Source organism: Tenuifilum thalassicum, from assembly GCF_013265555.1.
Taxonomy (GTDB): Bacteria; Bacteroidota; Bacteroidia; order Bacteroidales; family Tenuifilaceae; genus Tenuifilum; species Tenuifilum thalassicum.
The window spans coordinates 193,319-206,390 of sequence record NZ_CP041345.1; the positions used below are offsets into that span (position 1 = coordinate 193,319).

Below are 13,072 nucleotides of genomic sequence, written 5' to 3' on the forward strand. Positions count from 1 at the left end.
TTTGAATGTTGATTCGTAGCTATATATTAGTCATCCTTTTTGCTCTTAATACTTTTATTGCTTATGCTCAGGAGGCTCAAGAACCTCGTCAAGTTATTGCAGATATTGTTGAGGATTTGGTTTCCCAATCAGAGTCCGAACAGGATTATTCAGAACTTGTAGAGGAATTGTTATATATTGCAGAGAATCCCATTAATTTGAATTCCACAAATTATTCTGAGCTGAAAAAACTGTTCTTTTTGAGTGAGTTCCAAATCCAAAGTTTGCTTGATTATATTGATTCCACAGGTAAGTTTCTAAGCATTTACGAGTTACAACTTGTGCCTGGGTTCGATTTAGTGGATGTTAAGCATCTTGAACCGTTTGTTTATGCTGGAGATATGGTTCAGCATGTTACTACCCAGGATTTTATTCAGGGGAAACATGAATTTGCTACTCGATTAAAAACATTGCTCGAGATACCTAAAGGATATTCTAATAAATCCTCAATAACCAATTATTATCTTGGAAGCAAATTGGCGCTATATTCTCGTTATAGGTATAGAGCGAGCAATTTACAAATTGGCTTAACTGCAGAAAAGGATGCAGGAGAGCCTTTTTTTGACGGAACCTTTCAATCTGGATTAGATTACCTGTCTGGATATGCGATGGCTAATGATATTGGTAGGTTAAAAAAATGTGTTATTGGTGATTATCGTGCGGAGTTTGGTCAGGGTTTAACGTTTTGGAATAGCCTTACCTTTGGGAAGTCTGCTAGTTTAACAGGTTTGCATAAACGTGGTCGAGGAATTATTCCCCACTCATCGGCTTACGAATCGTTGTTTTTAAGAGGAGTTGGGTTAACGTTTAACTTTAAAAAAATTGATATAAGCGTTTTTTCTTCGTATAGGAAAATTGATGCAAACATAGCTGATACCATAGATGATGTTGCTATTGCCTTTACCTCTTTGCCAGAGTCGGGTTACCACCGAACCTACACCGAAATACAGAACAGGCATACTACTCCTGAATTTGTGGTTGGTAGCAATGTAACTCTATCGTATAGAAGGCTTAAGGTGGGCTCAACGTTTTTTTATAATCGGATATTTGCCGAAAACTTAATTAAACGACCTTTTTATAGCTTGGAGCCGCTTGCAACTGAGCGTTTAGTATGTGGAATTAATGCCGATTACTATTACCGACAACATCTTTTCTACGGAGAGATTGGAGTTAATGTGTTAACTCGAAATGTGGCATTGCTTGCAGGTGGGGAGCTAAAGTTGAGCAACCGTTTGTTCTTTTCGGTTTTAGGCCGAAGTTATAGCCCATCTTATGACACACGTTATACTGCTGCACTCGCTGAGGGGAGCGGTTCAGCAAATGAGAATGGGTTGCTTTTGGGTCTTAAAATACTTGCTGGCAAAGATTGGCAATTGTTAGGATATGTTGATTTATTCCAATTCCCCTGGATGCGTTACGGGGTTTATGCACCATCGGTTGGAAGAGATTTACTTTTACAGTCGGAGAATGTAATAAATCCTTATTTTCGGGTTGTACTTAGATATCGATATAAACAGCGACAAGGTAACGAGAGTATTAGCAGCTTACAGGTTATGCCAGTTATGAACCAAATTAGTCAGAGCTTAAGAATGCAGCTGTTTTATCAACCTATGAATTGGATGAACTTAAAATCGGTTGTTGAGCTATCGAATTACAAGACCGATAGTCTTTTAAGTGGAGAGCATGGTTTTATGATAGCTCAAGACATCAACATAAATCTTAGTAAAACTCCTCTTAGTATTAGAATGCGATTTGCAATATTCGACACAGAATCATGGAGTAGTAGAATTTACTCCTATGAAAATGATATGCTGTACTCATTTACTGTTCCAGCTTACTATTCCAATGGAACAAGGTTTATGCTGATGTTTAAATATGGTTTGACAAAGAATGCTGACATTTGGCTAAGATTTGCCCAGTCGTACTATAAAAATATGGATGTCATTGGAAGTGGTCTTGATGCTATTGAGGGGAGCACTCGCAGCGAAGTAAAATGTATGTTAAGGTTTAGGTTCTAAAAGGAGCTATTCAATAAGATCATGAAATGAGAATCCTAGTTTCAACAGGTTATTTGGTTTAACAATTTTATTAAGATTGTCATCATCTATAATTTTGAGACTCCTATTTGCTTCAAATATATCGATTTTCCTTTTTCGCATTTCCTGAGCCAATATGGCAGCTTTATTAAATCCTATAAGGGGTAGCAGTGCAGTAGTTATAGATGGGTTAAACATAAGTTGTGAAGCAGATTTATCAACATCAATTTCAATTCCATTAAGCAGATATTGGGCAAAACTTTGATTTGCAGCAATTAGCAGTTTAATAGATTCAATCATAGCATGACCAATAGCAGGAAGGTAAGCATTTAGGTCGAGAGCGCCTTGTCCGGCAAGGTTTGAAATAAGCATATCATTGGAGTAAACTTTATGGGCTACGCTTACAACAAATTCCGATATTACTGGATTAACCTTGCCTGGCATAATTGAGCTACCAACTTGCCGCTTAGGAATTTGTAGGTGGTTTCCTGTTAAGTCGGAAGCTAATAGACGAATATCCGAGGCCATTTTCTCGAGGTTCACCGCATGGGCTTTTAGAATGGCATGAACCTCTACAAATGGGTCAAGATTGGCGGTAGCATCGTTTAGATTCTCGCTTCGGGTAAAGGGAAAACCCGTAAGCCTTTGCAAATGTTTAACTACCTCCATCACAAAGTAGCGTGGCGTGCCAATTGCTGTGCCAATTGCACCACCGCCAAGGTTTACCACTTTTATGCGCTCAAAACATTTCGATACTCGCCACCAATCTCGCGATAATGCTTCGCTGTATGTGCTAAATAGTTGCCCATAAGATGATGGGACTGCAGCTTGTAGCTGAGTGTATCCTATCCGAAGCGAGTTCCTATGTTCCTTTTCGATACTCTCAACCGAATGGCGTGTATTGTTGATAAGTTCTTCTAAAAGAGTAAGCAAACGGACTACGGCTATTCTGAGGGCGGTTGGAACGGTATCGTTAGTGCTTTGGTAGATATTGGCGTGTTCAATGGGGTCGATAACCTGATAATCGCCTGGTTTATGATTAAGGTGGATAAGTGCTGCGTTAGTAATTATCTCATTTACATTCATATTGATGCTTGTTCCTGCGCCACCTTGTATGGCAGGAACTATAAAGTGGTCGAAGTATTTTCCTGTGTGTACCTCACCAGCTGCACGAGATAGGGCATCAATAATGGTGTTGGGTATAAAAGAATATTCTTTAGGAAGAAGATTTTCTTCTTTTAGTGCTTGAACCATTTCGGCATAGGTCAGGTAGCATGCCTGTTTTACCAAACCCATTGCTTGGTACCATTCTATATGGAAAGGAGTAGAGTCAGGAAAATTCTCTTTGGCTCTAGCGGAATGTATTCCATAGAGTGCATCTGATGGGATTTGTAGATGACCCAAGTAGTCGGTTTCGGTACGAGTTGACATTTATTCCTTTTTTATAAATTCAACTTGAAAAAGTTTGCTCCAGAGTTTCCCTGTTACAAATATGCGGTTGTTTTCTGGGTCGTATGCAATTCCATTCAGTACATCTTCATTACCAGTGCGTTGGTTTGGCTTTAGCAGGTTTCGCATATCAATCCTTCCTTCAACAGCACCCGATTCAGGGTTTATGATAATAATGTCATCAGTTAGATAGATATTTGCATAAATTTTACCGTTGATATATTCCAGCTCATTGAGCATTTTTACGGGTCCATTGTCATCATACACTTCAATACGGTGAGTTTCGCTAAAACCATTGGGTTCCATGAAATATATTATGTGTGACCCATCGCTCATAATTAGCTCGTTACCATTTGTTGTTAGCCCCCAACCTTGCGTTGAGTAACCAAATGTGTGAAGAGTTTTAAAAGTTGCTGCATCATAAACAAATCCAACCCCATTTGTCCAGGTTAGCTGATAAATTTTATCGTTGAGCATTGCAATCCCCTCTCCAAAATATTCGCGGCTAAGGTTCAAGCTTTGAATAACTTTCCCAGTTTCTAATTCTACCTTCCTAAGTGTTGATGCCCCTTGTTGGCCAGTTCCTTCGTATAAAAATCCATTGTGAAAGATTAACCCTTGAGTGTAGGCATTTGGGTCGTGTGGGTATGTTTTTATAACTTTATAAGTGTATTCCTGTGGGGTGATATCGGATTTGAGCTTTAATGAAATAGAAGCGCTTTGACTGCGACCATTTTTCCATGCTATGGCATTTACCATTAGAGTGCCTGGGTGTCCTTTCTCTGTTTTAAGGGTAACGGAGAGTTTATTGGTTTTAAGCCATCGGGTGTTGTTTTTAAAAAGCACAATTGAATCGGGTTGGATGGTATCGATTAGCGCTAGGTCTATTTTAATATCCTGACCAGCTGTAAAAACATCGCCACTTGTTGGACTATCAAATCGGATTAGCTGCAACGGTTTGGAGGCAGGTGTGCTGGTAGTATTATTTTTCTCTTTGCTGGTGTTTGTAGTGCATGAGGCAGCTAAAAATAGGGTTAGAATGATAATTTTATTCATGGTCATGTGATTTAAATACCCAAAAGTCTACGAATAAAACCTTTCCTTTTATATCTACTTAGAACCTTTTTTTGAGCTATTTGAACAGGTTCGTTGGGGCAAAGTGTTTGAAAAACCTTATCCCAACCAGGGAAACCGCCAAGGTTTCTATCATCTATAAAAACATCAACATCAAGTTTCCTTGGGGTATCAGTATCAAAAACCTCCTCAGGATGGTTGCTATTAATAGCATAGAATTCAACCCCATTTTGCTTGCACAGTTCAACCGCTTCATCCAGTAGTTTTCCAGTTCTAACGGTCCACAGTATAAGCACAAAACCACGTTTTTGGAGCTCCTTAAGGGTTTCAAAGGCAAAAAGCAATGGTTTACCCATTGCAGGGTATTCATTTTCTACAATTGTCCCATCAAAATCAACAGCTACCCTAAGCATAATTTTAATTTTATTTACAAAGATAAGGAATAGGCCGCATTATTTTATTCCCGCGTCGCGTTTTGCCATATCGATGAAGTATTCTTTATTTGGAAGTGTGGATTCTTTAAGTTTAGAGAGCCAAAAGTTTGCAGCAAGTTTATCGCCTTTCTGATTATGAATCATAATTAAATGGTAAAAAGCATACCCGTAAACATGGGTTGGTTTTTTTGGAATTGTGTCCAATACCTTGGTAAAAAGGTCAATCGCACATTCAAAATTGTTTTTAGCATAACACTTCATTGCTTGATCGTAGGTTCGAATATCGTTGTTTAGCTTATTACTTAAAATTAGGCCCTTGAAAAAGAAACAGGCTTTGTTACAATCCTCAATTATATTAATTGTATGAAGATTTTGGGGAATGGAAGGGAAAACAAGTGTAAAGGATAGTTTTTCGCCCTTTTTTGAGAAGTTATGGACAGATGGACATGTAGGAATATCTCTTGAACTAGTTCTATAGTATCGTTTTTTTGTTTCAGGAACTTCAATGTAGATATTTTTATCGGCACAAAACCAGCCACCTTTATCGGCATTGTTAATTACAGTAAAGTTGATAACCGTTGAGTCTGGATAAAGGGCTATTTGGTCAACATTGAGTTCTGGATGGGACAGTTCAGCCGAGAATGGGTTCTGGATAATTTCTTGTGCAAGAACGTTATTCCACGCTACAAATGATATAATAGTAAGTAGAATGAATCGCATGATAAAAAAATTAGGGGTTGATTTTCAACCCCTAATGTAAGCTATTTTTTTATGTTTTTAAAACTTGTAGGCAGCACCAATGGCAAAGCCAATGTTTGTTCTGGAGTAAATCTCTTTTGCTTCGGTAATTCCAGGTATTCCGTAAGAGGAGTAGTCGATATATTTTGAGTCAGGGTTATACATGGTATAAAGAGTCCCAAGTTCAAGGGCAAGGTTTTCATTAACCTTAAACATGGCTCCAAATCCAACAGTATTTGAGGTTAAGCTATGTGTAAGGTCGGTTTGGTAACCTTTGCCAACACCTGTTTTGGCATAAAGATAGCCTGCCGAAATGAGAATCTTTTCAGTTATATCGTACTCTAAACCGGCAGCAAACTCGTATAGGTTACCATCTATCTCTTTTTTAACACCAGGAGCGCTTTCAATTACCGCATCTTTATCGAAGTAGTAATGGAAGCCACCGGCAACTCTTAGGTTCTCAAGTGCCTTATATTCAAACCCACCTGTTAGCATGGCGGGTATATCGTAACGTAGCTTACCGCCATCGGGGAATAGGCCAGTGCCATCAACTTTTGTATCATTGGTAAGAGTTAGCGAGGTGCGGAACTCGTATTTGATTCCAACGTTTAGTTTTTCACCAAAAGTAAGATTTACGCCAAGGATTGGGGCAAATCCGGTTCCTGTTTGTATGGCGTCTACTTCTTTATCAGCTGTCAATCCTGCATATCCGGTCATTTGGGTTGCATTGCTAGCAAAAACGGGAGCAGCCCCCCCAAGGGTTGTTTGTGCAGTTGCAATGTCAATAGAAGAAAGTGCTGCTGGGTCTACTCCTGCAGCAACAAGCAATCCTTGTATCTCTGCAATCTGCTGCGAAGTCAATCCTGCTGATGTTCCATTGGAAAGTAAGGTTGAGCCACCTCCTCCTTGTACAATTGGGTCAAGCCCAGTGTAGTATGCAGAAGCACCAGCAGACCATGCATTTAGCGTTGCAGCAGCATCGGTAAAGAATTGAGGTGCAGACACCATGTTTACACCATTATAATTAGCACCAAATGCGGGTTGATTTGGGTTGATAAGAATATTCTTAAGGTAGCCGTTATATGTATTCTTAGCAAAGATATACCTGAAACCAGCTGATAGTGAGATCATATCGCTAATGGCATAGCTGGCATTTAGCTGAGCACCCCAAAATACGCTTGAGCCATCGAAATAGATGTCGGCAGAGTATTTATCGGTAGGTATTCCGTTGGAGGTGAGCAGTGGAGGAATGATTGATATAGGAATCTCAAAACTAGGAAGACCCGTGTTATAGGTTGCCGAACCTCCTCCACCATTTGGTTGGAAGCCAAAACCTAATGCTAGCTTATCCTTTTTATACACAGCATAGAAGTTTGGGAATAATGGGGCAGCAACGTCACCTACATACTTATCATCGTTAAGCAGAGGGAACTTGTTTTCAATTGTTTTCTTTTGAAATAACGACTGGTTGCTAAGGTAAAGATGAAATCCATCATCTAATTTTACCATACCTGCTGGATTAAAGTACACAGCATCAATACTTGTAGAAGCATCGCGAGCCAGCATGCGAATGTAGGTTGCACTCTGGTTTGTGTTTGTAACAATACCACCGGCCATTACCCATGTGGTAAATCCGGTTGCAATAATGGTAAGTAGTTGTTTTCTCATACTAAAATTATTTTGATTATAGAAAAGGTTGCGTTTTTAATAGAGCGTTTGCGTAAAACACATTTTTAAAACATGTGTTCAGTTGTTGGATGAAGAAAAACTGCATTTAGTGCAGCTCAATTGTTATCAATTTCTGAGAAACTGAAAAAGAAAACCTTGTTCAAGGCCAACATTAAGGTGAGTGCCTCCTGCATGAAAAAGATCAAATCCGTTAGAAAGGATTCTTGCTCCCCTTTTGTTTTTAGAGGTGGAATTTATACCGAGTCTTTTTCTGATGCGAATAACTTTCTGGTAGAGTGGCCTACTAATAATAAACCGCTTTACCAAAGTAAAGTATGCAATAATTGCCAAATAGACTCTTGCTCTTCGCATCAAAATAAGTAAATATTCGGTACTAATATAAGTAATTATTGAATTAAATTCAATTTTACAGCCTTTTGGAAATTATTACGCATTATTGAATGTTTAACATGCTTTCTTTTTTTATATTGCTAAAAAATTAGCATTATATCATTGTTTACAATCAAAACTAATACAACAACATATAAAAATTGATGCTATGAACAGATTACTTACTTTTTTCGTTGCCATGTTGATTGCAGCAATGGCATTCGCACAGGTCGAAGGGTTTAAGTTTAACAGTAAAGTTGATATAACAACCTCACCGGTTAAGGACCAAAATAGAACCGGGACCTGTTGGAGCTTTGCAACAACTTCGTTTATCGAAACGGAGTTAATCAGAATGGGAAACCCTGTTTACGATATTTCTGAGATGTACTTCGTTAGATATGCTTATGAGCAAAAAGCGAAAGATTATGTTCGATTCCATGGTACAAATAATTTTGGACAGGGAGGTCAGGCACACGATGTTATGAATGTAATTAGGGAGCATGGAATGGTAACAGAAGCGGAATATCCTGGATTAAACTATGGTGAAGAGTCTCATGTTCATGGTGAGATGGTGGAAGCCCTTAAGGGCTTTTTAGATGCTGTGGTTAAAAATCCTAACAGGAAGCTAACAACTGCCTGGTTTAATGCTTTCAAGGGTATTCTAGATGCATATCTTGGTGTTGCTCCAGACCCCTCCAAGTCAGAACTAGCAAGTGTAAAATTTAACCCGGATGATTATGTTGAGCTTACCTCATTTTCCCATTTGCCTTTTTATCAGAATGTAATGCTTGAAATTCCCGACAACTGGTCGCATGATTTCTACTATAACCTACCACTTGACGAGTTAATGGAGGTAATCTCATATGCTTTAAACAATGGATATTCTGTGTGCTGGGATGGTGATGTTAGTGAAAAGAGTTTTTCCTATAAAAATGGGGTAGCCCTTCTACCTGTTACAAAAACCAATGAGATTGCTGGGTCCGACAAGGCGCAATGGGTGGGATTGACAGATAAGGATTTAAAGGATATGCTTAAAAGTTTTAATAGTCCAGTGCCAGAAGTTTCTGTTAACCAGGAGAATCGCCAGCAAAACTTTGATAATTTAACCACTACCGATGACCATTTAATGCACCTGACTGGTATTGCAACCGACCAGAATGGAACAACCTATTTTAAAACCAAAAATAGCTGGGGTGCCGATGGAGTTTATAATGGTTACCTTTATATGTCGGAATCGTATGTTCGTATGAAAACTATTGCCATTATGGTTCACCGTGATGCTATTCCCAAAAATATTGCTAAGAAACTAGGAATTTAAGGATGTAGGTATCTTTTATATCATTTAACGATTTTAGGAAATACCTTGATCATAATATTTTTTTAAATAAAGCGAGATGTCTAACCTATGTATAGATATCTCGCTTTATCATTTCAGGTTATTTGGTTTAAAAGGTTGCATTAGTCTCTTGAGAATCTTAGGCTAAAAGAAGTTAACCTATTCGTAAATCAACAGGTTGCATCCTCTTATTGGTGCAGTATCCATTCTGCCAAGAACCTCAAATGAGCCATCAGGATGTAAACGTCCAAGGTCTTGTGTTTGGATAAATGAGCAGGAGTACACGTTTGCCAAATCAATAATGTTGATTCCACCCGATGCCCCTATTGGGGCAATAGAAAGCGGGTCGTTGGTTTCTCGTATTAAAATTCGCATCCATGGTGGGCATTGGAAAATCCCATCTCCCTTTGAGTAGGCTTGGGAGAGAAGCTCTGTCATGCCATATTCTGAGTGGATGCTTTTTAAGCCAAATGCTTTGGTAAGAATCTCGTGCAGCTCGGAGCGTATAATCTCTTTTCTCCGTCCTTTCATACCTCCAGTTTCCATAACAATGGTATTCTGAAGATTAAGATTATATTTCTCGGCCAATTCAAGTAGAGCAAATGAAACACCTATTAGAATACACTTTTGACCAGCCCCATCAAGAGCTTTTAGCTTCTCAATAAGTTCGTCATGCTGGTTGAGGTAAAAGCCTCCATTCTCATTTCCCGATTGCTTAATAAGACCATCTACCATGTAGACAAGCGATGAGCCAGTCCTTTCGAGGTAGGCAGGAAGCAAGGCTAAGATACAGAACTCCTCAACATCCCCGTAAAAGTGTTGGAACCCGTTTAAATAGCTTTTTTTATATAGTTCGGTGCTTGCAACGTAATGTCGGCTTGTTTCTGAACCTGTTGTACCGCTACTTGTGAAAACTATCTCTTCAGTATAACCACTCGCTATAACCTTTTGACTTTTAAAAAATTGAATGGGTAAAAAGGGGATTTTAGAAATACTGTCAACTGTTTTGGGGGCTATTTTAAGTAAATCTACATACCTTCTATAAACCTCTACATGTTGATATTGAAAATTGAATATTTCAATGGCTTGGTTTTCAAAATCATCAGTGGAACTTATTGTAAATATTTTGTCAGCATTCATAGTCTAAAGAATTTAAAGGTGTTAAACGAAAAGCAAGAGAATTATTTCCTGAGGGAAAGTAGTTAGCCCAATTCAACGTTTGGATCCCAGAAAAGTTCTTCAAAATTTACAACCCGATTATTCTCAACTTTAATCCCTTCCGATTCGAGTAGTTCTTTCATGGTGTTTTGGCCAGGGAAATGAATTTTTCCAGTTAACAGTCCGTTCCTATTTACTACTCTATGGGCCGGCACCCATTCTTTTTGGTTTACACTTGAATTAAGAGCCCATCCAACCATTCGAGCAGAGCGTGCGGAACCTAAATAGCGTGCTATTGCGCCATATGAGGTTACTCTTCCAAAGGGTATTAGGCGTGTTACCTCATATACTCTTTCAAAAAAATTATCGTTTTTATTCGATAATTGGTTCATGGAAAGGACCACCGTGACTTAGTTCAAACTTTATATAGGTAATTGGTAAACCCTGTTCAAGGAATTGTTGTTCGTAAAAGGTTTTAATGCCTAAAATGGGATCATCGGAGACTTCTGCGTAAAGGTCGTTTGTGCATACATGCATCTTAAGGTTATTTTGCTCCACCAAAGCTTTTGTGTATTGGTGAAGCATTTGGTTGTCGGTTTTTAAATGGATAACTCCATTAGGCTTTAAGAAATTTGCGTAGTAGTTTAAAAAGCGGCTAGATGTTAATCGCTTTGTAGCCTTAGATGGGCGTGGTTGAGGGTCGGGGAAAGTTACCCAAATTTCATCAACTTCGTTAGGAGCAAAGAACGATTTAATATGGTCAATTCGGGTTCTTATGAATCCCACATTTTTAAGACCATCTTCTAAGGCTGTTTTAGCACCACGCCATAATCGTGCACCTTTAATATCGATGCCTATAAAATTCTTATTTGGAAACATACGTGCTAATCCAACTGAATATTCTCCTTTTCCACAGCCTAATTCAAGAATAATTGGATTTTGGTTTTTAAAGAACTGCTTATTCCAGTTCCCTTTTAACGGATAATCAGTGTTGAAAACCTCGTCAAATGATGGTTGTATTAAGTTCTCAAAGGTTTCGTTTTCGGCAAAACGTTTAAGCTTATTCTTTCCCACGACTCAATAAATATTAATTTTTATCACCAAGTTCAACCCTAAAACCAACTTCGGAAATACCCTTTAGCTCATCAACACGCATGGCTTGCTGTAAGTATACCTTGTATTCGCCACTAGTCCCAAACCGGACATTTTTGCGGTACAAGAACCTATTGTCGCGCAGACTACCCGAACCCTTCCCATACCAGTTACCATGTTCATCAGAAAGGAAACACTCAAATGTGTCGCGGATAGCAGAACCGTTAGGCGCTTTAACGTCGATGAAGAGGTATAAGTTCTGATATGGATAATCAGTTGTATTTCTGATGTTGATGAATAAATTGTAGTAAGTGAGCGTATCAGAAACGGGTACATTAAACTGAGCTATACTGTCTACATGCCAACTTTCATTAGGAAGTGTAATGTAACCATTATATACGTAGTTGTCTGAGCAAGATAGCAATGAAACTGAAAATATTGTGACAAAGAGGAAGTGTTTAACGCTTTCCATTTCTATTCGATTTATTTTGATTTTTTGATTTTCTGCGCTTTTTCAACTTAGGTTTAGAGCGCTTCTTATCGAAGCGAGTTAGGCTGTTATCATCCTCAAGCCCATCGGTAAAATCAATGTCTATTACTTCTGTTTTTGGGGCCAAACTAGAATCGAGAAGGGTATCGGGCTTTATGCCTTGTTTGTTAAGCTCTATGATTTCGTTTACTCTATCAACTGGGATTTCCAGAAGATTAACCGAGGATGAGGGTTGAGAGCCGAACCACATGCTGCGTTTAAAAATATCTGTTTTAAAGTGATAGTATGTTGCATCTTTGGTCTCCAGCTGAATGTTCCCTTCGGGAAATTCTTTGCGTGCATCAAGGTAGCTGGCAAGCTCATAGTTAAGGCAGCACTTCAACTTACCACATTGTCCAGCCAACTTTTGGGGATTAAGAGATAGTTCCTGTGCTTTAGCAGAGTTTGTGGTAACAGATTCAAAATGAGCAATCCATGTCGAACAGCAAAGTTCACGCCCACATGTTCCTATTCCACCAATTCTACCCGCTTCTTGCCTAGCACCAATTTGCCTCATCTCAACCCTTATCTTAAATCTATCTGCAAGAACCTTTATAAGCTCTCTAAAATCAACGCGTTCATCTGCTATGTAATAAAAAATTGCTTTAGTTTTATCACCTTGATACTCAACATCTCCTATTTTCATGTCAAGTTTAAGGTCCTCGGCTATTTTGCGTGATTTTAACATGGTGTCGTGTTCAAGCGACATGGCTTCAACCCATTTTTCGATGTCGGCCTTTTTAGCTCTACGGTATACCTTTTTGAGTTCAGCCGTTTTAGGGTCAATGCCCATACGTTTCATTTGTCGCTCAACCAGCCATCCAGTAAGGGATACAACCCCAATATCGTGCCCAGGGGATGCTTCAACGGCAACAATATCACCTTTCTTTAGAGTAATATTGTTTACATTTCTATAAAATCCTTTACGGGTGTTTTTAAACTGCACCTCAATAACATCATGCACCTGCATGGTATCGGGCAAGTCCTGAACCCAATCATAAACACCTAGTTTTGAACAGCAATTTGAGCAGGTTCCATGATCGGTTATTTCGTTTAAACTGATATCTGTTCCCCTTGGGGTATGTATTTTCTCCATATCTATTTGCTCTTAACCTTGCAAAGGTACTTA

12 protein-coding genes are annotated in these 13,072 nt (G+C 38.8%); 2 read left to right on the top strand and 10 right to left on the bottom strand.

The window, feature by feature from the left end:
* Nucleotides 1-5 precede the first annotated feature (5 nt).
* Complete coding sequence (locus FHG85_RS00775) at nt 6-2,057, top strand: ComEA family DNA-binding protein (RefSeq protein ID WP_173072375.1); 2,052 nt, start codon at nt 6-8, stop codon at nt 2,055-2,057.
* A 6-nt stretch (nt 2,058-2,063) separates the two neighbouring features.
* On the opposite strand, the gene FHG85_RS00780 is transcribed toward FHG85_RS00775, so the two are convergent.
* Genes FHG85_RS00780 through FHG85_RS00800 form a run of 5 tightly spaced genes read right to left on the bottom strand, consistent with a single transcriptional unit; the run spans nt 2,064 to nt 7,438 of the window.
* The gene (locus FHG85_RS00780) at nt 2,064-3,506 is read right to left on the bottom strand and encodes a lyase family protein (RefSeq protein WP_173072376.1); all 1,443 of its coding nucleotides are present in this window, start codon (nt 3,504-3,506) and stop codon (nt 2,064-2,066) included.
* A complete protein-coding gene (locus tag FHG85_RS00785) occupies nt 3,507-4,580 on the bottom strand; it encodes a glutaminyl-peptide cyclotransferase (protein ID WP_173072377.1) in 1,074 nt (357 codons plus the stop codon). It lies immediately after the preceding gene.
* Between the two features lie 11 nt (nt 4,581-4,591).
* Complete coding sequence (locus FHG85_RS00790; RefSeq protein ID WP_173072378.1) at nt 4,592-5,011, bottom strand: BT0820 family HAD-type phosphatase; 420 nt, start codon at nt 5,009-5,011, stop codon at nt 4,592-4,594.
* A gap of 39 nt (nt 5,012-5,050) precedes the next feature.
* Entirely contained in the window at nt 5,051-5,752 is a 702-nt protein-coding gene (locus FHG85_RS00795) for a hypothetical protein (RefSeq protein WP_173072379.1), read from the bottom strand.
* Nucleotides 5,753-5,809: 57 nt separating this feature from the next.
* Nucleotides 5,810-7,438, bottom strand: a complete 1,629-nt coding sequence (locus FHG85_RS00800; RefSeq protein ID WP_173072380.1) for an OmpP1/FadL family transporter — start codon at nt 7,436-7,438, stop codon at nt 5,810-5,812.
* Between the two features lie 559 nt (nt 7,439-7,997).
* Between FHG85_RS00800 and FHG85_RS00805 the strand changes: the two genes are divergently transcribed.
* Complete coding sequence (locus FHG85_RS00805; protein ID WP_246249240.1) at nt 7,998-9,146, top strand: C1 family peptidase; 1,149 nt, start codon at nt 7,998-8,000, stop codon at nt 9,144-9,146.
* 177 nt (nt 9,147-9,323) lie between these two features.
* On the opposite strand, the gene FHG85_RS00810 is transcribed toward FHG85_RS00805, so the two are convergent.
* The 5 genes from FHG85_RS00810 to FHG85_RS00830 form a co-directional block, all read right to left on the bottom strand.
* Nucleotides 9,324-10,304, bottom strand: coding sequence for a LuxE/PaaK family acyltransferase (locus tag FHG85_RS00810; protein WP_173072381.1), 981 nt, complete (start codon nt 10,302-10,304; stop codon nt 9,324-9,326).
* Nucleotides 10,305-10,366: 62 nt separating this feature from the next.
* Entirely contained in the window at nt 10,367-10,714 is a 348-nt protein-coding gene (locus FHG85_RS00815) for an MGMT family protein (protein WP_173072382.1), read from the bottom strand.
* On the bottom strand, nt 10,695-11,396 hold the full coding sequence (trmB, locus tag FHG85_RS00820) for a tRNA (guanosine(46)-N7)-methyltransferase TrmB (protein WP_173072383.1): 702 nt from the start codon (nt 11,394-11,396) through the stop codon (nt 10,695-10,697). The genes FHG85_RS00815 and trmB overlap by 20 nt, the downstream gene beginning before the upstream one ends.
* A 13-nt stretch (nt 11,397-11,409) precedes the next feature.
* The gene (locus FHG85_RS00825; protein ID WP_173072384.1) at nt 11,410-11,886 is read right to left on the bottom strand and encodes a gliding motility lipoprotein GldH; all 477 of its coding nucleotides are present in this window, start codon (nt 11,884-11,886) and stop codon (nt 11,410-11,412) included.
* A complete protein-coding gene (locus FHG85_RS00830) occupies nt 11,873-13,039 on the bottom strand; it encodes a PSP1 domain-containing protein (protein WP_173072385.1) in 1,167 nt (388 codons plus the stop codon). Before FHG85_RS00830 ends, FHG85_RS00825 begins: the two co-directional genes overlap by 14 nt.
* Between the last annotated feature and the right edge of the window lie 33 nt (nt 13,040-13,072).

Coding starts and splice junctions, on each gene's coding strand:
- FHG85_RS00785 (WP_173072377.1), bottom strand. CDS start 4,580: ATGAATAAAATTATCATTCTAACCCTATTTTTAGCTGCCTCATGCACT.
- FHG85_RS00825 (WP_173072384.1), bottom strand. CDS start 11,886: ATGGAAAGCGTTAAACACTTCCTCTTTGTCACAATATTTTCAGTTTCA.
- FHG85_RS00800 (WP_173072380.1), bottom strand. CDS start 7,438: ATGAGAAAACAACTACTTACCATTATTGCAACCGGATTTACCACATGG.
- FHG85_RS00810 (WP_173072381.1), bottom strand. CDS start 10,304: ATGAATGCTGACAAAATATTTACAATAAGTTCCACTGATGATTTTGAA.
- FHG85_RS00815 (WP_173072382.1), bottom strand. CDS start 10,714: ATGAACCAATTATCGAATAAAAACGATAATTTTTTTGAAAGAGTATAT.
- FHG85_RS00775 (WP_173072375.1), top strand. CDS start 6: ATGTTGATTCGTAGCTATATATTAGTCATCCTTTTTGCTCTTAATACT.
- FHG85_RS00780 (WP_173072376.1), bottom strand. CDS start 3,506: ATGTCAACTCGTACCGAAACCGACTACTTGGGTCATCTACAAATCCCA.
- FHG85_RS00805 (WP_246249240.1), top strand. CDS start 7,998: ATGAACAGATTACTTACTTTTTTCGTTGCCATGTTGATTGCAGCAATG.
- FHG85_RS00830 (WP_173072385.1), bottom strand. CDS start 13,039: ATGGAGAAAATACATACCCCAAGGGGAACAGATATCAGTTTAAACGAA.
- FHG85_RS00795 (WP_173072379.1), bottom strand. CDS start 5,752: ATGCGATTCATTCTACTTACTATTATATCATTTGTAGCGTGGAATAAC.
- FHG85_RS00790 (WP_173072378.1), bottom strand. CDS start 5,011: ATGCTTAGGGTAGCTGTTGATTTTGATGGGACAATTGTAGAAAATGAA.